Genomic DNA, 20,222 nt, shown 5'->3' with positions numbered 1-20,222 from the left:
AGCGAGTTGCCTTCGCGTCACCTCTCGAACAATCGTCAGAACTGGCGTTAGATAGCCTTCAGGGATGGAAACCAGGAAGGCTACACGCTCATGGATGGCGGGGCCGCACAGACCGAAACCGGCAGGGCGTCCGGTCTCTCAAGGCGTTGGCCATGGCTGACGGCGCGGCGCATAAGGCTGGCCGTGATTCTGGCGGTCATTGCGCTTGCTGCCATCTTTCTGTTCCGGTTCCTGAGTGAGCGTGCGGGCTATGTTGCCACCGCCGATGCGCGCATCGCCTCCGATATGGTGGCTGTCTCAACCGACATTTCGGGCCGCATCACGACACTGGCCGTCAGCAAGGGCGACCGCGTTGCGGCAGGCGACGTTATTTTCGAGATCGACCGGCGCGAGGCTGAACTCGCGCTGGCGCAGTATCAGGCCGAAGCTGACCGGCTGCGTGCGGAAATCCAGCGCGAGGAAATGCGCGCCAATCTGTCGACATCCAAGGCAGGCAGCGAAGTCGCCGCCCGCCGGGCCGGCACATTGTCAGCCAGCGCATCGGTGGCTGCCGCCATGTCGGACTTCGAGACCGCGCAGTCCGACTTTGCGCGCACCGAGGATCTCTTCGCCCGCGGGCGAGTGACGCAGGCCGCGCTGGACCGCGCGCAGAATGAACTCGACACGGCGCAGCAGGCCGTCAGGCGCGCAGAGGCAGATGCCGACCGGGCGCTCGCAGAACAGCGCACCGCGAGTATTGCGGGCGAGGAAGTCGCCCTGATCGAGTACGACCTGTCGGTCCTTCGCGCTGCGCTGCGCCAGGCAGAGGCGCGGGTGGAGGCGCAGGAAGTCGTGGTCGACCAGCACACCATCCGCAGCCCCATCGACGGCGTGGTGGATGAGCTTTTCTACGATGTCGGCGAGCATTCTCTGCGCGGCTTCCGCATGGCCTTGGTGCACGACCCCGATGCGGCATGGGTGTCGGCGAATATCAAGGAAACCGAGATCAGGCACGTTCAGCCCGGCGCGCCGGTAACCGTGAAGATCGACAGCTATCCGGGGCGCGAGTTTGAAGGCCGCGTGACGGCGATCAATGATTCGACACTGGCTGAAGCGGCCCTGATGCCGAACCCGAACGCCAATGGCGTCTTCACCAAGATCACACAACGCATTTCGGTGCGTATTGATCTGGAGGCTGCGGGCGTGCCGCTGCGCCCGGGTACGATGGCGTATGTGCGGATCGAGAAGACAGAAGCCGGGGATGCGGGGTGAGCGTCACGTCAGGAGCGCCGGGGCCGGGCAGATTTCGCGCGCCGCTGCCCCTGCCCGCTGACATCCCGCCGCTTGCCAATAGCGCGATCCGCGAGCGATTTGCCCAGTTCGGCGCGTCATATCGCTGGCTCCTGCTTTTCTCCATGCTGATCGGGTCCATGTCGACGCTACTGGCGGCGACGACGATCAATGTTGCCCTGCCCGCCATTATCGGCGCCTTCGGCCTTGGACAGGATCAGGCGCAATGGATGTCGACGGCGTTTCTTGCCTCCTCCACAATCGCCATGCTCGCCAACGCATGGGCGATGTCCGCATACGGACCGCGCGCAACCTATATATTCGGTATGCTGATGTTTGTCGCTGGCTCGCTTCTCGGCGCGGTCAGCAACACGCTGGCCCTCCTTATCGTGGCGCGGGCGATGCAGGGCATGGCGGCGGGCCTGCTGCAGCCCATGTCGATGTTCCTGATCTTCCAGACTTTCCCCGACAAGCAGCGCGGGACGGCGATCGGCATCTTCTCGATCGGGGTCGTGCTAGCGCCTGCGTTTGGTCCGGCACTGGGCGGGGTCGCTGTGGACCTGTCGAGCTGGCGACTGGTCTTTGTCGCGACGGTGCCGCTCGCCCTTCTGGCACTGGCCGCAGCGCCCTTGCTGATGCCAAAGGCAGACCCGGCGCAACAGGCAGAAAAGCGACCGCTCGACTGGCAGGGCCTGATCCTTCTCAGTGTCTCAGCGGTGTCTTTCCTGTCAGGCTTTGCGGGCGGCAATCGTGATGGCTGGGATTCGGACATCTCGCTCATAAAGTTTTCGGTCGGCTTCATCGCCGGGATCGCCTTCTATTTCTGGGAGCGACGACATCCCTTCCCCGCGCTGAACCCGAAGATCTTCACCTATCGGCAGTTCTGGTCGGCAGGGCTTGTCATCTCGGCGACCGGCATCGCGATCTACGGATCGACATATATGATCCCGCTCTTCGTGCAGCTGGTGCAGCATTACTCCCCCACAGCTGCGGGCGTGATGATGATCCCGGCGGGCCTCGCCATGGTGATCGGGTTTCCAATTGCGGGGCGGCTGACAGACAAGGTGGATGTGCGCTGGCTGCTCGCCTTCGGCATTATCTCGTTCGGGACATCGGCCTTCCTGCTGTCGCATGTGACGGCGCTGACGCCTTACTGGACGCTGGTCTTCTGGATCGTCCTCAGCCGCGTTGGCATCAGCTTCTGCATGCCGCCCGCCAATACGACAGCTGTGCGCGCGGTGCCGCCGCCGCTCCTGGCATCCGCGACGGGCGGTGCGTCCTTCCTTATGCAGATTGGCGGGGCGTTTGGGGTCAATCTGCTCGCCATCCTTCTGCAGAGACGGCTCATCTTTCATGGCGAGCATCTGGCATCCGGCGTCAATGAATCGAATGCGCAGCTCTCCTACACGCACGTCCAGATTGCGCGTGAGCTGGAGCGGAGCGGCATGCCGCAGCTGCCGGCGTTTCAATCCGCTTTCGGAGAGCTAGGGCGCCAGATCTCGAATGAGGCGGCGGTCTATGCTTTCCGGGACTGCTTCCTCGTCATCGGGATCTGGTTCGTCATCGTGCTCGGTTTCCTGGCCCTGATGCCGAAGCCGAGGCTCGATCCATCCCAGGCGAGATAGGGGCGCCGGACGAGGTTGGGCGTCCGGCGCGCGCTAGTTTATTCGTCTGCGGCGGCCTGCTCGACAGGCTGGCCGTGAATATCGAGGACGTTGACGTCCCCACCCGCAAACTCGGCCACAGGCTCAAGCTGCGTCTCGCCATCGCCGACGATGACCCAGGTCATCTGAGGCTCTGCGAGATATTCGCTGATCACGCGCTGATACTCCTCCAGCGGCATGGAGAGGAGCGCCTGCTGTTCCTGCTCCACGAAGTCGACCGGGCGGTCATATTCGCTGATCTCATGCAGGATGCCGAGCTTGGCGTTGAGGCTTTCGAAGGCGCGCGTGTTCGCCTTCACGACTTTCTGGCGGGTGAGCTCTACCGCGTCATTGTCAAAGCTCGGCCCGTAATCCTGCAGCATCTCACGGATGACATCGAGGGACGCGCCCGTCGCATTGGCGCGGACGCTGGTGCCGATCCTGAAGGTCTGCGGCTCGGTACCATCGCTCAGATAGGAATAGGCGCCGTATGTGTAGCCCTTCTCAATACGCAGGACCTGGGCAAGGTCGCCGCTGATACCGCCGCCGAGCTTCTCATTGGCGAAGTCGATAGGCTTGTAGTCAGGATCCGTAGTCGGGACAATCAGTTTACCGATATTCAGTACACTTTGTTTCGATCCCGGCACGTCGATGAAGTAGACTTTGCCTTCATCATCCTGTTCGGCGACCTGATATTCAGGCCGAGCGATGTCTTCATTAGAGAGCAAGTCTGCGACGCCAGCGAAGGCGGCTTCGGCGCGGGCCTGCCAGACGTCGCCGGCAATATGCATGCGCACGTCGCTGGCCAGCATCTGGTCGAAGTAGGATTTGAGATCATCGAGCTCGATTGCGCTGACGCTCTCTTCGGTGCCGATGCTGAAGCGGCCCTGCGGATGGTTCGCGCCATAGATCAGTTGCGCGAAAGCGCCAGCAGCGATGTATTGCGGATTGGCCTGACGGTCGCGGATGGTCGTGAGGGCCGCAGACTTCTCACGCTCGAAGTCTTCCGCATCCCAGCGCGGCGACGAGATCATTTCCTCGATGAGCGCGAGTGTCTCCTCGAAGTTGCGGGCAAGCGAGGTGGCGCTGATCGTGACGCTGGTCGCGCCAGCGCTGATGCTGACACCGGAGCCTAGCAGACCGATGGCTTGCTCCAGTTCGGCAGGCGTCTTCGTGGCCGTGCCCTCGTTCAGCATTTCAGCAACGAGATTTGCCGTGCCAACCTTGTCCTGCGGATCGAGCCAGGAGCCGGCATCGAACACAATATCGAACGTGACCAGCGGCAGCTCATCATTCTCGATGCCGAAAAGCTCTGCGCCCTCGCCCAGCGATGCCTGCCAGACTTCGGGCATCTCGATCAGCGGTACCTCACCGAATGGTGGCTCAGAGCGGTCATACTGGCTCGGCGTCTTTTCGTAGTCAGCCTCTTCGCCCTGTGAGACTTCTTCGCTGGCGACGTCGGAGCGGACATCCTCGATCCAGACTTCGGCCTGTTCGGCGCCTTCCAGCGCGAGAGCCGTTTCGCCCTGCGGCACAAAGCTGGTGATGATGGATGGCTTGTCCTTGATGTAGGTCTCATAGACCCGCATCACGTCTTCAGCCGTCACGGCACGAAGCAGCTCGGCCGTGCGGATGGAGTTGGCCGGATCGCCTGCGAACTCATTATCCGTAGCGAGCTGGTTGGCTTTGCCAAGAACCGTCGAAAGCTCATTATACAGAATTGTTTCCTGTTCGGCCTTGATACGCTGCAGGTCGAGCTCATTGACGCCGTTTTCTTCAAAGTCGGTGAGCGCGGTATCGAGGGCAGTCTTCACGGCATCAAGGTCCGTTCCGGACTTTGCACGTACACGGAACACAAACTCTCCAGCGAGCTCCATGCTGTTATTGTAGGCCGAGACATCCGGGGCGAGCGCCTGCTCCTCTACGATCTCACGGTAGAGCGGCGAGTTCTTGGTGCCTGCGATGAGGCGCGCGAGGACATTGAGCGACTGCTCGTCTTCGTCATAGGAGGCGACCGTCGGGAAGGTCAGACGAAGTTCTGGCAGCGTCGCGAAATTGTCCTCGAACCAGAAGGACTTTGTCTCTTCCAGCGAGACAGGCATCGGCGTAAGCGGTTCGACGTCTGGCCCGCGGCGGATTTCACCAAACCAGCGCTGGACCTTCTGTTTCATCTCTTCGATGTCGATGTCGCCCACAATGGCGAGCGTCGCATTCCCTGCCCCGTAATATTCGGTGTAGAATTCCTTCAAGTCATCAAGCGTTGCGGCCTGCAGGTCCGGCAGCTGACCGATGACGGTCCAGCTATAGGGGTGGCCTTCAGGATAAAGCGCCTTGCGGATGACTTCCTGGGTGTAGCCATAAGGCTGATTGTCGACCCGCTCGCGCTTCTCATTCTTGACGACCTGTTTCTCACGCTCCAGCGCCGCTTCGGTCACCGTATTGATCATGTAGCCAAGCCGATCGGAGTCGATCCAGAGGATCTTGTCGACGGCGTCTTTCGGGACGACCTCATAATAGATCGTCCCGTCCGACCAGGTGCCACCATTGCGGCTGCCACCCCAATCGGGGATGGCCTTGCGGTTCCAGCCGCGCGGCACGTTTTCAGAATCGTTGAACGCCATGTGCTCAAAGAAATGTGCAAAGCCGGTCCGGCCCGGACGCTCACGGTTAGAGCCAACATGGACAACGGTGGAGAAGGCGACGATCGGGTCAGACCTGTCGACCTGCAGGATGACTTCGAGGCCGTTTTCCAGCGTGAATTTCTCAAACTCGATTTCAAACTCAGGTGCCGCGGCGACCTCTTCTGCGACGCTGGTCTGCGCCTCGGCAGGTCCAGCTTGCTGCGCGGCGACGGTCGCAGGCGCGATGGCCAGAGTGAGTATGGTTGCAAGCGCTGTGCAGGCCCTGAGCTTCATGACGTGTCCTTTGATCAAGTTTGATGCGCCGTAGCGGGCAGCGCGTGGCCGACGAAGGGCCGATCAGAAGACTGTAGCTTTATTGATTTTCGATGTCACGCACCAAGCTGGGGATGCTTAGACCTTGCCCGACAGGACGGCCCGTAACACGCTGAGCCGCTTTGATAACGGACGCGGCGAGACCTCTCGGGCATAGAGCTTACGCAGGCGAAAATGCGCTAGCGCAGGCAGGACAGCGGTCGGCAAGCGGACGATAGGCGCAGGCGACGCAACTGCCTCGCCCCGGCGCGCCGCAGCAAATTCGTGAGCGAGTTTTTCGATGTCAGCGCCGAGGTCGACAGACGGCGCGACGATTCTCGACGCGAAGCCGGCAATGGCTGCTTCCGGCTCAAGGGCGCGGTCCTTTTGCTCGAAGGCTGTTTCATAGCCGTCGACAATCGACATGAGATCAGCCGTATTCAGGGTGGACCGATCCAGCATCACCGCGACAACTGACACCACATCATGGGCGCGCGGCGGGCGCCCCTCTTCCAGCTCTGTCAGGGCATCGCGCCACCATTGAAAGCGAATGGCGCCGAGCGTCGGCTCAGTCACGATGAGGCGGACACGGGCAAGCTCCCAGCAGAAAGCATAGAGCGCGATCAGGTCATTGCGGGCCTCTGATTGCGCATAGCGGGACGAAAGCCAGCGGTCTTCGTCGCCTGTCCGCAGCCTTCTATCAATATTCAACCATATTTCAGGGGTCGGCGGGGTGGAACTATGCGTCATGGAAACCATATCTGTGAGCAAACGCCTGAATAAAAAGGCAGCAAGATAACAAGGAGTGACTTAATGGCATTTGATCTTCCCCCTCTTCCGTATTCGCGCGACGCCCTCTCGCCGCATGTGTCTGAAGAGACCCTGAACTTCCACTATGGCAAGCACCACCAGGCCTATGTGAATAACCTCAACAAGCTGATCGAAGGCACCGACCACGCCGATGCGCCGCTTGAGAAGATCATCACTGACGCTTCTGGCGACAGCTCCAAGGCTGGCCTTTTCAACAATGCCGCGCAGGTCTGGAACCACACCTTCTACTGGCACTCGATGAAGCCAGGCGGCGGCGGCAAGCCGACCGGTGCGATCGCCAAGAAGATCGACGAGGACTTCGGCTCCTACGAAAAGTTCGCTGAAGAATTCAAGGCTGCCGGCGGCGGTCAGTTCGGCTCGGGCTGGGCATGGCTGGTGCTGAAGGATGGCAAGCTGGGTATCCGCAAGACGCCGAACGCCGAGACGCCGCTGACCGAAGCTGGCGCAACGCCGCTGCTCACGATGGATGTCTGGGAGCACGCTTACTATCTCGACTACCAGAACTCGCGCCCGAACTATATGGACGCGTTTCTTGAGAATCTGGTGAACTGGGACTTCGTCAACCAGAACCTCGCTGATGCGAGCTAGTCGAGCTTAAATCGACAGTATTCGAATGGCCCGCTTCCGGTCTGGAAGCGGGCCAATTCTTTAGCGCGACATGCAGACCCTTTCGCACCTGCGGAAATTCGGCTATTGCGGCGCCATATGTTCTTCCGGGCATGGAAAAGCGCCCGGTCCATAGCCGTCATACGGACGGCTCTCACCCCGAGCGTAATTCATCCAATCTCCGGAAAAGAGACAAATTTGACTGATACCCAAAACGAAACCCCGAAAACGACCTTTGCCGCCCTTGGCCTTGGCCCAAAAATCCTGCAGGCCATTGAGGAAGCGGGCTATGACACGCCAACGCCGATCCAGGCGAAGGCTATCCCACAAGTCATCCTTGGCGGCGACGTAACCGGCATTGCACAGACCGGTACCGGCAAGACGGCCGCTTTCGTTCTGCCGATGATCCACCGCCTGGAGCGTGGCCGCGCACGGGCCCGCATGCCGCGCACGCTGATTCTGGCGCCGACACGCGAGCTGGCGGCTCAGGTCGCGGAGAATTTCGAGAAGTACGGCAAGAACCTGAAGCTTGAGATGGCCCTGCTGATTGGCGGCGTGTCGTTCAAGGAACAGGAACAGAAGCTGATGCGCGGCGTCGACGTTCTGATCGCGACGCCCGGCCGCCTGATCGACCAGTTTGAGCGCGGCAAGATTCTGCTGACCGGTGTTGAAGTCCTCGTCATCGACGAAGCCGACCGCATGCTCGACATGGGCTTCATCCCTGACATTGAAAAAATCTGCGGCCTGCTGCCGCCGCGCCGCCAGACGCTGCTTTTCTCTGCGACGATGCCGCCTGAGATCAACAAGCTGGCCCAGCGTTTCCAGAAGGACCCGATGAAGGTCGAGGTGGCACGCCAGGCGCAAACGGCGGAGACGATCACGCAATATGTGGTGAAGCTGTCGCGCAATGATGACAAGGCGAAGCGCACCGCGCTGCGTCGCATCATCGAATCACGCGAAGTGAAGAACGGCATCGTCTTCTGTAACCGCAAACGCAATGTCGACATCGTTACCAAGTCGCTGAACAAGCATGGCTTTGATGCTGCCGCCATTCATGGCGACCTGCCACAGGCCTATCGCACGCAGACGCTGGACCGTTTCCGTGACGGCGACCTCAAGCTTCTCGTCGCATCTGATGTTGCTGCACGCGGTCTCGACGTGCCGGACGTCAGCCACGTCTTCAACTATGCCCCGCCGCCAAAGGATGAGGACTATGTCCACCGCATTGGCCGCACGGGCCGCGCGGGTCGCAAGGGCGAAAGCGTAACGATCGTGACGCCTGAAGATGAGCAATCCTGGGACGGTGTGCTGAAACTCATCAAGCAGGACGTGAAGGACCTGGACCTGCCCGGCCTTGCCGAAGAAATCGAAAGCCTGCCCGAGGACACTGGCGGACGTGGTCGCGGACGCGGACGTGGCCGAGGCCGCGATGGCGGCGGTGGTCGCGGTGGCCGCAGCGGCGGACGCGGGCGTTCGCGCGGCGGCGACAGAGTTCAGTCAGAAGAGGCAGCGCCTGAGAAGCAGGACGCCAAGACCAATGATGCGCCAGAAAAGAAGAGCGCACCGAAAGAAGAGCGCAAGGATGAGCGTCCAGCCAAGGACGCCAAACCACGCAATTCGCGGTCATCTTCGCGCGGCGGCCGGTCGAACAAGTCGGACAAATCTGACAAGCTGCAGCCAGCCTCTGACGGCGTTCGCGGCTTTGGCGACGATATTCCCGACTTCCTGAAGCGCTAACGAAGCGGCGTCAGGCCAGGCGGTTCTTTTGCCAGTGATCGAGGGGGTCGTTCTGTGGTGAGGTTGGAAGACCCAGCGCAGAACGCTTTCCTTCTTCGGTGCGCACAAAGCTTATCGTAAATTTCGTGCCGAGGGGGCCCGTCTCCCGCTCAACAGTCGCATCGAGGCTTTGGGTCAGGCTGCTCACAATCATGGAGCCGATACCCTTGCGGCTGTCGGTGTCCGCATCTTCGATACCAATCCCGTCATCCTCTACGCTAACGAGCACGCGCTCATCATCGCAGCATTCCATGACAAGATTGATCCGACCGGCGGCCCGCCCCTTGAAGGCGTATTTGCAGGCATTGATCATCAGCTCTGTCACAGCGAGGCAGAGCGAGACCGCCTGGCTGACCGCGAGAATGACGACGCCCGTCTTGCGGGTTTTCAGCACGATATTCTGCTTTGCCGAAAAGGTTTCGACGATCTGCTTGCAAAGGTCCGGCAGGAGATAGGAGCAGTCCACCCAGTCATGTGTGCCAAGCTCATAAAGACTTCGATGGGTCGCGGTGATCACGTCGATACGGCGGCGCGCGGCGTCGAGCGCTTCACGGGCATCTGCATCCTCGACCGTGCGCATATGCATAGTCACCAGCGATGAGACGACCTGGAGGCTGTTTCTGACGCGGTGATTGACCTCGTAAAGCAGCGTCTCCTTCACTTCGAGCGCGTCCTTGAGCTTGTGCTCTGCATGGTAGCGCGCAGTCTCGTCCCGCATCGTCAAGACAGACGCGACCTGTTTGCCATCCTTGCCAAACACCGGCCGCGCGGTGCCGACTGCAATCACGATGGAGCCATCGGGCCGGCGGATTTTCCACGGCACGTCGACGACCGTGCGGGCTTCCTTGACCGCGAGCGTGAGGGGCAGTTTTTCAGGCGGATATGGGTCTTCATCCAGCGTCAGTAGCTGGTAGCTTTCACTATAGTCGTCCGGCTCGACATCCAGCTCGCTGCGACCATGAATCACTTCGGCGGCGCGGTTCACGGTGACAATCTTGCCATCCTTGTCAGCGAGGATGATGCCCTCGCCTAGCTGGTCGAGCACGGCCAGCTGGATTTTCTCCCGGTTATTCTCCAAGCGCCGAATTCCTTGTGGCTGAGCGGCGAGATAGAACAGCATCCCGCAAAAATGAAAATAGTGAAACTACCTAGGCGCGCAAAAAAGGGCCGAAACGCGCGTTCCGGCCCATCTCTGCTCAAGGGGCGCGCTGGCGCGTGGGCCTATTTCTTGAGGCGTCCAGCAACCAGTTTGCGGTACTTCTCTCCATAAGGGGGACGCGCGATTGCCATCAGATCCGGTCCAACCTGTGTATAGACCGACTTGCGGTGGCTGAATTCGCGGAAGCCATCGACGCCGTGATAGCTGCCCATCCCAGATGGACCGACGCCGCCGAATGGCAGGTCTTCCTGTGCGACGTGGAAAATGACGTCGTTCACGGTGACACCGCCTGAAGTGGTGTTGTTCAGGACGTGTTCGCGCTCATCGGCGTCCTGGCCAAAATAGTAGAGGCCAAGCGGGCGTGGATGGGCGTTGATATAGTCCACCGCTTCCTGGGTAGAGCCGTAAGTCTTAATCGGCAGGATCGGCCCAAAGATCTCATCCTGCATAACCTTCATGTCATCGGTTGGATCAACGATGATGGTCGGCGCAATCTTGTGATGCGGCTGCTGGGTCAGGTCTTCCTGTTTCGGGTTCAGATTGATGACCTCGGCGCCTTTTGAGCGGGCGTCGTCGATATAACCGTTCAGGCGCTCAAAATGGCGCTGATTGATGACGGAGGTGTAGTCTTCATTGTCTTTGATACCGGTGGGGAACATGCTCTCAACTGAGGCGCTGGCGGCCTTGATAAAGTCCTGAGTTTTCGCTTTCGGCACGAAGGCATAATCTGGGGCAAGGCAGATCTGGCCGGCATTGAGCGTCTTGCCCGCCATGATGCGCTTGGCAGCCTTTTCGAGGTCTGCCGATTCGCCGAGGATGACGGGCGACTTGCCGCCTAGCTCCAGTGTCAGAGGAACAAGGTTATCAGCTGCCGCGCGCATGACGTGGTAGGCGATTGAGGTCGCGCCAGTGAAGAGAAGATGGTCGAAGGCAAGCTTCGAGAAAGCCGCGCCGACGTCCGGCCCACCCGTCACGACTGCGACCTCTTCTTCTGAATAGTATTCGGCAAAGAGCTGTTTCATCAGCTCAGAGGTGCGCTCTGTAAATTCCGACGGCTTGATCATGGTGCGGTTGCCGGCCGCAAACACGCCAGCAAGCGGCGTGAAGGTGAGGTTCACCGGAAAGTTCCACGGGCTGATGACGCCAATGACGCCTTTCGGCTGATACTGGATGCGCGCCTTTGCACCGAACAGCCCAAGCGGAAAGTCGGTCGAACGCTTCTCCGGCTTCATCCAGGTCTTCACATGCTTCTTGGCATGCTTGAGCGCACCAATGGAGCCAGCGATGTCCGTGAAGTTGGACTGATCGACGGAGCGGTGACCAAAGTCTTCGCGCATGGCCTCGTTCAGCTTGTCACCATGGGTCGTGAGGAGGTCGATCGAACGGTCGAGCCAGTCGATCCGCTTTTCCACCGACGGGATACCATCGCGCAGGTGCGCGGCCTTCTGTTTTGCGAGGATCGTACCGAGTTCGCCTGGTCCGCCTTCAAGTGCCATGATTTCCTCCTAGACCCATATGATTAGAGTGTAGTGTACCGGAACTGGCGCCCAATCCAAAGATTGCCCCGGCGTCACGGTTTTTGCTGTCATCGCAGCACGCTACAGTCGCCTTCAAATCTTACAGGAGGAAGAGCTGCGATGAGCTTTGAGAAGATCACTTACGAGGTCCAGGACGATGTCGCGATCATCGCGTTCAACGACCCGAAAACCATGAATGCCGCCGGTGTCGACACTGTCGACGAGATGAGCCTGGCGCTCGAAAAAGCCGGTGACGCAGCGCGCTGCACGATCATCACCGCGAATGGTCGGGGCTTCTGCTCTGGAGCGAACTTGTCCGGCAATATGGGCGGCGGGAAATCTGAGCGTAAGCCAGATGCGGGCCGTGAGTTGGACCGGCTCTACAATCCATTCATCAAGGCGATCCGCACCCACCCTCACCCGGTGATCACGGCTGTGAATGGCGCAGCTGCAGGCGTTGGTTGCTCCATCGCTCTGGCAGGCGATTTCATCGTCGCCGCCGAGAGCGCTTATTTCCTTCAGGCCTTCCGCCGCATCGGCCTCGTCCCGGATGGCGGCTCGACCTATCTCCTCACCCGCGCGATTGGCCGTGCCCGCGCCATGGAGATGACCCTGTTCGGCGAGAAGATCCCAGCCGCTCAGGCGCTCGAATGGGGCCTCGTCAACCGCGTTGTATCTGATGACAGCCTGCTCGACGAAGCCAAGAAATACGCCAAGCAACTTTCAGATGGTCCGACCACGGCGTTGGCGCTGATCCGCGACCTCGTCTGGCAGGCGGAAGATAACGACTTCGACGCCCAGCTTCAGGCTGAACGCTTTGCACAGCGCACGGCTGGCCGCTCACCAGACTTTGCAGAGGGCGTGAAAGCCTTCCTCGAGAAGCGCCCGGCAGACTTCAAGAAAGCCTAAGCGCGCACTACTGCGTACCCGGGAGACCGAGCCGGTAGACCCCTTTGAAGTCATGGGGGTCTACCGGCTTACCATTTCTGTAGATCGCAATCTGACCCGCATCGGCGAGTTTCACCGCGCGCACGCGGATCTCGCCCATGAGCTGCTGCCAGTTCTCATCGCGCTTGGCGCGCGCCACTTCAGACGGGCAGACCGTCTTGTCTGCGCCGCGCTCAGACACGAGTTCGATGATTAGCTCATCGAGTGACGCTTTCTGGCGCCGCTTACGGTCTTCCTCGCTCACCACTCGATGGCTGCATAGGCGAGTTGCTGGAATTGCGGGCGAAGCGGATAGCAACCTGACGGGATCATCTGCGTCGCCTGGATCGCGATCATCTCTTCTTCATAATCGATCCAGAAGAAGGTGTTGGCGAGACCGCCCCAGCTAAACGTGCCGATCGATCCGGGCTGCATGGAATCGGCGACATTCACGATCGTGCTGCCACCGAGACCAAAGCCGTTTCCTTCCATGCGCGCCTCGGAGAAGGTCTTGTCCCCCATCTGCTTGATCGTGCGATTGTCCGGCAAATGGTTCATGCGCATGAACTCCACCGTTTTCGGGCTGAGCAGCCGCGTGCCGTGAAGCGCGCCGCCATGAAGCAGCATCAGGCAGAATTTGTGATAGTCCCGTAGCGTGGAAACAAGTCCGCCGCCCGCATTGAGAAGCGGCGGCTGATGGCGATAGGCGCGCGAAGCCTCTCCCTTGCCGTCACTTTCGCTGATCTTGCCGGTCTGCGGGTCGCGGGAATAGCAGGCCATGAGACGATGGATCTTCTCCTTCGGTACGAAGAAGTCTGTGTCGACCATGCCTAGAGGTTCGAAAATCCGCTCACGGAAGAACTCATCCAGCTTCATTCCTGATGCGACTTCGACAACGCGGCCGAGCACATCGGTGGAATGGCTATAATTCCAGCGCGTGCCGGGCGAGAAGAGAAGCGGCAGCTTTGCCAGCCGCTTGCACATTTCTTCGAGGCTCTCGTCAGGGCGTGCAATCTTCTCACGCCGATAGAGGGCATCGACTTCATGCTGCATCAGGAAGCCGTAGGTCAGCCCTGATGTGTGCGTGAAGAGGTCACGTATTTCCATCGGACGCAGGGGCTTGCGGGTCTCATAATCATCGACCGTCCCCTTCACCCACATTTCTGTATCAGCAAATTCCGGAATGTAGTTGTGAACTGGATGATCAAGACGGATCTTGCTCTCCTCGAACAGCATCATCGCCGCAACCGATGTGATAGGCTTGGTCATCGAATAGATGCGGAAGATGGTATCAGGACCGATTGGATTGCCGCCATCAAGCTCATCGCGGCCGCGATAAGCTTCGTGTACGATCTGACCATTGCGCGACACGAGCGTTGCCACGCAAGGCAGTTTACCGGTGTCGAGATAGTTGTCGGCAAAGAATTCCGGAATCCGGTTGAGCCGCTCTTCACTCAGGCCGACATCGGATGCCTGAATACCATCTTCATTTTCTGACATGTGGTCCGCTTCCTTCTGGCGTGATTGCGGCGATTAAAGCTGGTCGGCTTGCGCCGCCCGCTTCAGCTCTCTCGCAATGATGATCTGCTGGATCTGGCTCGTACCTTCGTACAGGCGGAAGATACGGGCGTCACGGTAAAACCGCTCGATGCCGTAGTCGGTGATATAGCCAGCCCCGCCAAAGACCTGAACGGCGCGATCGGCGACTTTGCCATTTGCCTCGGTCGCAAACAGCTTTGCCGATGAGGCGAGTATGGTGACATTCTCACCGGCATCACGGCGTCGCGCTGCGTCCATGATCATGCAGCGAGCGGCATATGTTTCGGCCTGACTGTCAGCGAGCAGTGCCTGGATAAGCTGATGATCAATGATCGGCTTACCGCCCTGAACGCGCTCACTGGCATAGGTCACCATTTCCTTGATGAGGCGTTCGGACATGCCGGTGGCCACGGCGGAGATGTGCAGCCGACCCTTGTCGAGCACGCTCATCGCGACCTTGAAGCCTTCGCCCTCTTTGCCAATCAGGTTTTCGACAGGGACGCGGGCGTCTTCAAAGATCACGTCGCATACATGAGCGCCTTGCTGACCCATCTTCTTCTCTGGCTGACCGACACTGACGCCTGGCGTGTTACGCTCCACCACGAAAGCCGACACGCCCTTGGGGCCTTTCACGTCGGGCGCCGTGCGCGCCATGACGGTGAAGAGGTCGGCCTTGTTGGCATTGGTGATGTACCGCTTCGTGCCGTTCAGCACATAGTGATCACCATCGCGAATGGCTTTCGTCGTCAGGCTGCCTGCGTCCGAACCTGCGCCCGGCTCTGTCAGGGCGAAGCTGGAAATCAGATCGCCTGCAGCAATCCCTGGCAGCCATTTATCTTTCTGTGCGGGCGTACCGAACAGGACCAGCGCCTGCGAGCCGATACCGATATTGGTGCCGGCGACAGAGCGGAACGCTGGCGAGGTACGGCCAAGCTCCAGCGCGACAAGGCATTCGGTTTCCATATCGAGACCAAGACCGCCGAACTCTTCTGGTACGGCCAGACCAAACAGCCCGAGCTGCTTCATCTCATCGACGATTTCCTGTGGTACTTCATCAGTTTCGCCGACCTGATTTTCCAGAGGAATGCATTTTTCGGTTACGAAACGGCGCACCTGCTCAATAAGCGCCTGACGAATTTCGGCATCAAAAGCCATGTTTCTTCTCCCATCCGATTTCGGGTCAACATAGGCTTTGGGGGGAGTTCTGTCGAAGGGCAAGCCCCGCGTCGCTTGGCAGCAGGCAACAAGCGCGTCTAGGAGGGGGCGAACAGATAAATTGCGGAGGAATCGATGGTGACAGGAGAAGTTTGCGAGAGCGGAGAGTTCAAAGGCTGGTCAACCTGGCCGGATGAGCCGTTTGAGTTCGAAACGGCAGGTCCCTTCTATTTCCGCGTCGACGAACAGGGCCCGGTCGCAGCCTTCAGGGCGGAACGCAAGCATATGAACAAGGGCGGGGTCGTCCATGGCGGCTGCCTGATGGCCTTCGCCGACTTCTCCCTCTTCGCCATTGCGCACGAACAGCTCGAAGGCGAATACGGGGTCACCGTCGCCTTTACCTCGGAGTTCCTTTCGGGGCCCGCCGAAGGCGCCTATATCGAAGCGCGCGGCGAAGTGCTGCGGTCCGGCCGGAACCTGACCTTTGTAAGGGGCCTCATTACGGGCGACGGCAAGGCATGCCTGAACTTCTCAGGCACGATCATGCGCCGACCTTTGAAAAGCACATGATGACCAATCCAGGGAAAGGCATCTACGATCCAGCCTTCGTCAAAGACCTTTTCGACCGATGCTCCACCAAGTACATCCTTTTCAGCTATGTGTGTTCGATGGGGTTTACCGAACGCTGGCGCAGGGAATGCGTGGACGCGCTGCCGCAGACCCACGACACGCCGGAAACATGCTACGATCTCATGGCGGGAACCGGCGAAATATGGCCGCATGTATTGAAACGCTACCCTGATCTCAAAAAAGTCGTGGCGGTCGATATCTCGAGCGGGATGCACAAGCGCGCCTTGAAACGGCTACATGAAATGCGTTCGGACAAGATCGGCTTTATCGAAGACGATGTATTGGCGAGCAATCTGCCTGCTGCAAGCGCCGACCTCATCGTCTCCACCTTCGGCCTCAAGACCTTCAACAGCGATCAGCATCAGAAGCTCGCTGAATTGACAGCATCAACGCTGAAGGCTGGCGGATCATTCTGTTTCATTGAGGCTTCGGACCCCAAAGGATGGTGGCTAAGGCCGCTCTATATCTTCTATCTCAAACAGGTCTTGCCGATGGTCGAGAAAGTGTTCCTGAAAGGTGCGCGCGACTTTGCCATGATCGGCACCTACTCAACCAATTTCGGTGACGCCTCAAATCTCGCAGCACAATTGCGAGCGGAAGGCCTCGATGTGACCTTCCGCAAGCATTTCTTTGGGTGCGCGACAAGCGTGTCAGGCCGCAGGCCAGTCGCCTAATAGCTTTTCGGCAGACCCAGCACGCGTTCGGCGATGAAGTTGAGGATCATTTCGCGGCTCACCGGGGCGATGCGGGCGAGCATGGCTTCGCGCATATAGCGCTCGACATGATATTCCTTGGCATAGCCCATACCGCCATGGCTTAGGACTGCCGTCTCGCACGCCTTGAAGCCTGCTTCGGTGCCGAGCAGCTTGGCGGCGTTCGCCTCTGCCCCGCAATCGACGCCTTGATCGTAGAGGCCGGCTGCCTTGTAGGCGAGAAGCTCTGCGGCTTTCAGCTCTGCCCAGCGCTGGGCGAGCGGGTGCTGGATGCCTTGGTTCTGGCCGATCGGACGACCAAAGACGACGCGCTCCTTGGCGTAGGTGGTCGCCCTTTCAAGCGCTGCGAAGCCAAGGCCGACTGATTCCACCGCAAACAGCACGCGTTCCGGGTTGAGGCCCTGCAGCAGGTATTTGAAGCCCTGGCCCTCTTCGCCAATGAGATGCTCCTTCGGCACTTCGAGGCCGTCGAGGTAGAGCATGTTACACTCAACCGCCTTACGGCCCATTTTCGGGATCGGCTTGGCGTCGATCTTGCCGCGGTCAAAGTCGGTGTAGAAGAGTGAGAGACCGAGGTATGGCTTCGACGCCTGGTCCTTTGGCGTGGTGCGGGCAATGATCAGGATCTTGTCAGCGCGCTGCGCGCCCGTCGTCCAGATCTTGCGGCCATTGATGGTGTAGCCGGTATTCGTGCGCTCAGCCTTGGTTTCGAGGCTGGACGTGTCGAGGCCGGAGTTCGGCTCAGTGACGGCAAAACACATCTTCTCTTCGCCGGAGATGATACGCGGCAGGTTTTCCTGCTTCTGCTCTGGCGTGCCGAATTTTTCGAGCGGCTTTGGACCAAAGATATTGAGGTGGATGGCAGAGGCGCCTGAATAGCCAGCACCAGAGCGCGTGACCGTCTGCATCACGAGCGCCGCTTCGGTCAGGCCGAGGCCCGCGCCGCCATATTCTTCCGGGAAAGCGACGCCGAGCCAGCCACCTTCGGCCATGGCGTTGCAAAACTCTTCTGGCCAGTCGCCAGTCTCGTCTGTCTTGGCCCAGTAATCTTCACCGAACTGGCTGCAGGTCTTCTCGACCGCATCCTTGATGGCAAGCTGGTCTTCCGTCATTTCACCGATCGAATGCATATCTCTTTTCCTCCTCGAATCGCCCTGTCTAAACATGGTGCGGTCGTTTGAACCAGTGTCACGCCGTCGCGCCGTGTCCGGGCGCCGGGGCGAAAGCTTTGTAAGCGCTCTCGTAAGTAAGCCCTTCGATCTGATCGGCAATCAGCTTCGCGGTCGCAGGCGCGAGTAGAACGCCGTTTCTGTAATGTGCTGTCGCTATGAACTCGCCCGGCGCTTTCGAGCCGATAAGAGGGCGTTCCACCGTTCCCAGCGGGCGGAAACCGGCCCAATGCTCAAGCCTGTTCGCTTCGGCGAGCTGCGGGAGAATGCGCGCGGCTTCTTCGTGGAGCGCGTCAGCGACTGCCGGATCGATCCCCTTGCTTGCGAAATCTGGCTCACTCGTCGCACCGATGATGGTGCGGTCGGCTTTGGGTACGATGTAGCGGGCACCAAAGCGCAGGACGTTGGATGGCTGACCCGAGACCGGGCTTAGCGCGATGGCCTGTCCTTTTACCTGGGCCTCAGATCCGGTCTCCGCCGTGCCCCGCGCCCAGATGACGGCGTCGAATGGCGAGGCTGCCAGCTCTTCCATCTCACTACGCGTTGTGACGGCAGCCGAGATGAGCTTTCCCTGCCCGGTAAAAAAGCGCCTGAGCGCGCTGATCACGCGGCGATTGTCGGCCTGCGTATCATCTGGCAGCTGCAGGCCGCTGTGGACTGCAGCTGAGAGGCCGAACTGGTTCTGAAGCGTAGATGCTGAAATGCGGCGGTAGCCATGCCCGAGCCTATCCAGAACGTCAGCGAGAGCATTGAGGCGCGTCTGCTCCTCCTCATGCCGGGCCAGCGCCAGGGTCGGAGCGGTTGAAAGCGCGACAGGACTACCTGTGTGGCGTATGATTGATTGGGCAAAGCCTGACCAGAGCCGGGCACTCTCGAAACAGAAGGCGGCGAACGTTTCATCCACCGGTCCCGGCTGAAGCATCAACTCATAGGCCGGTGCGATCATCCCGGCGGCCGCCCAGCCTGTCGACATCTCTGCCGGGTTGGGATCGAACAGCGTCACGTCATGCCCACGCATGGTCAGCTCAAGCGCGCAGCTGAGGCCGATAAGCCCTGCGCCAGCGATGGCGATCGTCTGAGAGGTGGCGCGCTCTGCGGTCATTTCTCACTTTTAGGCAAAGCCGCCCGCTGCGCTCAACCAGCTTGCCTCACAAGAAGCGCGACAGATTGACTTGATCGACATTGACTGAAAGCGGCTAGTTGCGATTGGTTCTCATTTGTGATTTAGCCAAGGCCATGAAAACGACGATGAAAACAATTGCGAGCGTCAGCTTCACGGCCCTGCTCGTCGCGTGTTCGGATGGCGGTGCAGCGCCTGCCTCAAACGATCAAGGAACGCAGTCTGAAACCGCCCAGAAAAACGGCGAAACGGCTGCAACGGTCGAAGCCGGCAGCAACGGCACGCTGAACATCTACTCAGCCCGTCACTATGACTCTGACAAGCTGATGTATGAGGCTTTCGAAGAGCAGTCCGGCATCCGCGTACGCTTTCGCGAGGCGGGTGCGAACCAGCTTCTGGAAACCATGCGTGCCGAAGGCGAGAACAGCCCGGCTGACCTTATCATCGCGTCTGATGCGGGCGCCCTCTGGCGCTTCAAGGATGCAGGCCTGACCCAGCCACTGCCGGAAGGCGAGTTTGAACAGCTTATCCCTGAGCGTCTGGTCGAGCCAGATCGTCAATGGGTCGGGCTTGCGCGCCGTATTCGCGGTGTCGCCTATGACCCGGAGCGTATCAGCCCGGACCAGGTCGATGAGTGGCAGGACCTTGCTGACCCGTCGCTCGAAGGCGAGATCTGCGTTCGCTCTTCCACCAACATCTATAATCTGTCGCTGATGGCAGAAATGGTTGAACAGTGGGGCGCTGAGGAAGCTCAGAACTGGGCCAATGCCGTCGTCGCCAACATGGCGCGGACGCCGCAGGGCGGCGATACCGACCAGGTTGAAGCGGTGGCCGCTGGTCTCTGCTCCATCGCGATTACGAACCACTACTACTGGGTCCGCATGACGCAGAGCGGTTCCGATGCGACCCGCGAAGCAGCTGCTGCCACGCAGATCGCTTTCCCGAGCTTTGGTGACGGCGAGGGCATCCATGTGAACATTACGGGCGTCGCCATGGCTGCGAATGCGCAGAACACAGATGAGGCGATCCAGTTCGTTGAATATCTGCTGAGCTCCGATGGCCAGCACCGTCTTGTCGACGAGACCAAGGAAATCCCGGTGATCGAAGATGTAACCTGGCCACAGGGTCTGGACGCTATTCCGGAGTTTGAGGACAGCGACACGCCGCTGGACACGTTCGGCGAGCGCCAGTCTGAAGCCCAGCGCATCTATGACGAGGCGGGCTGGAACTAGCGC

Annotated in this window: 17 protein-coding genes; 8 read left to right on the top strand and 9 right to left on the bottom strand. The window is 59.8% G+C overall.

The window, feature by feature from the left end; translation table 11 throughout:
• The first annotated feature begins 90 nt into the window (after nucleotides 1-90).
• Together D1222_RS10395 and D1222_RS10390 are read left to right on the top strand one after the other, a co-directional pair.
• Nucleotides 91-1,251, top strand: coding sequence for an HlyD family secretion protein (locus D1222_RS10395; RefSeq protein ID WP_119454203.1), 1,161 nt, complete (start codon nucleotides 91-93; stop codon nucleotides 1,249-1,251).
• Entirely contained in the window at nucleotides 1,248-2,894 is a 1,647-nt protein-coding gene (locus D1222_RS10390) for a DHA2 family efflux MFS transporter permease subunit (RefSeq protein WP_119454202.1), read from the top strand. Before D1222_RS10395 ends, D1222_RS10390 begins: the two co-directional genes overlap by 4 nt.
• Before the next feature lie 38 nt (nucleotides 2,895-2,932).
• On the opposite strand, the gene D1222_RS10385 is transcribed toward D1222_RS10390, so the two are convergent.
• On the bottom strand, nucleotides 2,933-5,827 hold the full coding sequence (locus tag D1222_RS10385) for a M16 family metallopeptidase (RefSeq protein ID WP_119454201.1): 2,895 nt from the start codon (nucleotides 5,825-5,827) through the stop codon (nucleotides 2,933-2,935).
• 117 nt (nucleotides 5,828-5,944) lie between these two features.
• Complete coding sequence (locus D1222_RS10380; protein ID WP_182481949.1) at nucleotides 5,945-6,556, bottom strand: squalene/phytoene synthase family protein; 612 nt, start codon at nucleotides 6,554-6,556, stop codon at nucleotides 5,945-5,947.
• A gap of 102 nt (nucleotides 6,557-6,658) precedes the next feature.
• On the opposite strand from D1222_RS10380, the gene D1222_RS10375 reads away from it, so the two are divergent.
• Both D1222_RS10375 and D1222_RS10370 read left to right on the top strand, forming a co-directional pair.
• The gene (locus D1222_RS10375; protein ID WP_119454199.1) at nucleotides 6,659-7,264 is read left to right on the top strand and encodes a superoxide dismutase; all 606 of its coding nucleotides are present in this window, start codon (nucleotides 6,659-6,661) and stop codon (nucleotides 7,262-7,264) included.
• A 216-nt stretch (nucleotides 7,265-7,480) separates the two neighbouring features.
• Nucleotides 7,481-9,019, top strand: a complete 1,539-nt coding sequence (locus tag D1222_RS10370) for a DEAD/DEAH box helicase (protein ID WP_233348675.1) — start codon at nucleotides 7,481-7,483, stop codon at nucleotides 9,017-9,019.
• Between the two features lie 10 nt (nucleotides 9,020-9,029).
• Here the strand turns inward: D1222_RS10370 and D1222_RS10365 are convergent, their stop codons facing one another.
• Nucleotides 9,030-10,136 carry a sensor histidine kinase gene (locus tag D1222_RS10365; protein ID WP_182481948.1) on the bottom strand — a complete coding sequence of 369 codons (1,107 nt, stop codon included), beginning with the start codon at nucleotides 10,134-10,136 and terminating at the stop codon, nucleotides 9,030-9,032.
• Nucleotides 10,137-10,279: 143 nt separating this feature from the next.
• Complete coding sequence (locus tag D1222_RS10360) at nucleotides 10,280-11,713, bottom strand: coniferyl aldehyde dehydrogenase (protein WP_119454196.1); 1,434 nt, start codon at nucleotides 11,711-11,713, stop codon at nucleotides 10,280-10,282.
• Nucleotides 11,714-11,854: 141 nt separating this feature from the next.
• On the opposite strand from D1222_RS10360, the gene D1222_RS10355 reads away from it, so the two are divergent.
• The gene (locus D1222_RS10355; protein ID WP_119454195.1) at nucleotides 11,855-12,643 is read left to right on the top strand and encodes an enoyl-CoA hydratase/isomerase; all 789 of its coding nucleotides are present in this window, start codon (nucleotides 11,855-11,857) and stop codon (nucleotides 12,641-12,643) included.
• Nucleotides 12,644-12,650: 7 nt separating this feature from the next.
• Here D1222_RS10355 and D1222_RS10350 read toward each other — a convergent pair whose 3' ends face one another.
• From D1222_RS10350 to D1222_RS10340, 3 genes are read right to left on the bottom strand one after another with little or no spacing between them, the layout of a single operon-like run.
• Nucleotides 12,651-12,926: a DUF3253 domain-containing protein gene (locus tag D1222_RS10350; RefSeq protein ID WP_233348674.1), complete on the bottom strand. Its 276-nt coding sequence runs from the start codon at nucleotides 12,924-12,926 to the stop codon at nucleotides 12,651-12,653.
• A complete protein-coding gene (locus D1222_RS10345) occupies nucleotides 12,923-14,161 on the bottom strand; it encodes a serine hydrolase domain-containing protein (RefSeq protein ID WP_119454193.1) in 1,239 nt (412 codons plus the stop codon). Before D1222_RS10345 ends, D1222_RS10350 begins: the two co-directional genes overlap by 4 nt.
• A gap of 33 nt (nucleotides 14,162-14,194) precedes the next feature.
• Nucleotides 14,195-15,355, bottom strand: coding sequence for an acyl-CoA dehydrogenase family protein (locus D1222_RS10340; RefSeq protein WP_119454192.1), 1,161 nt, complete (start codon nucleotides 15,353-15,355; stop codon nucleotides 14,195-14,197).
• A gap of 135 nt (nucleotides 15,356-15,490) precedes the next feature.
• Between D1222_RS10340 and D1222_RS10335 the strand changes: the two genes are divergently transcribed.
• The gene (locus D1222_RS10335; RefSeq protein WP_119454191.1) at nucleotides 15,491-15,925 is read left to right on the top strand and encodes a PaaI family thioesterase; all 435 of its coding nucleotides are present in this window, start codon (nucleotides 15,491-15,493) and stop codon (nucleotides 15,923-15,925) included.
• Entirely contained in the window at nucleotides 15,922-16,659 is a 738-nt protein-coding gene (locus D1222_RS10330; protein ID WP_233348672.1) for a class I SAM-dependent methyltransferase, read from the top strand. The genes D1222_RS10335 and D1222_RS10330 overlap by 4 nt, the downstream gene beginning before the upstream one ends.
• Here the strand turns inward: D1222_RS10330 and D1222_RS10325 are convergent.
• Both D1222_RS10325 and D1222_RS10320 read right to left on the bottom strand, forming a co-directional pair.
• Nucleotides 16,656-17,828, bottom strand: a complete 1,173-nt coding sequence (locus tag D1222_RS10325) for an acyl-CoA dehydrogenase family protein (RefSeq protein WP_233348670.1) — start codon at nucleotides 17,826-17,828, stop codon at nucleotides 16,656-16,658. The genes D1222_RS10330 and D1222_RS10325 overlap by 4 nt on opposite strands.
• Before the next feature lie 58 nt (nucleotides 17,829-17,886).
• Nucleotides 17,887-18,969: an FAD-dependent oxidoreductase gene (locus D1222_RS10320; protein ID WP_119454190.1), complete on the bottom strand. Its 1,083-nt coding sequence runs from the start codon at nucleotides 18,967-18,969 to the stop codon at nucleotides 17,887-17,889.
• 146 nt (nucleotides 18,970-19,115) lie between these two features.
• On the opposite strand from D1222_RS10320, the gene D1222_RS10315 reads away from it, so the two are divergent.
• Nucleotides 19,116-20,219, top strand: a complete 1,104-nt coding sequence (locus tag D1222_RS10315; protein ID WP_119454189.1) for an extracellular solute-binding protein — start codon at nucleotides 19,116-19,118, stop codon at nucleotides 20,217-20,219.
• Nucleotides 20,220-20,222: the final 3 nt, after the last annotated feature.

Origin of the sequence: Henriciella algicola, assembly GCF_003576245.1 — a bacterium.
Lineage (GTDB): Bacteria > Pseudomonadota > Alphaproteobacteria > Caulobacterales > Hyphomonadaceae > Henriciella > Henriciella algicola.
Note: the sequence above shows the minus strand (reverse complement) of the source record. Positions and strands in the feature narration are given on the sequence as shown.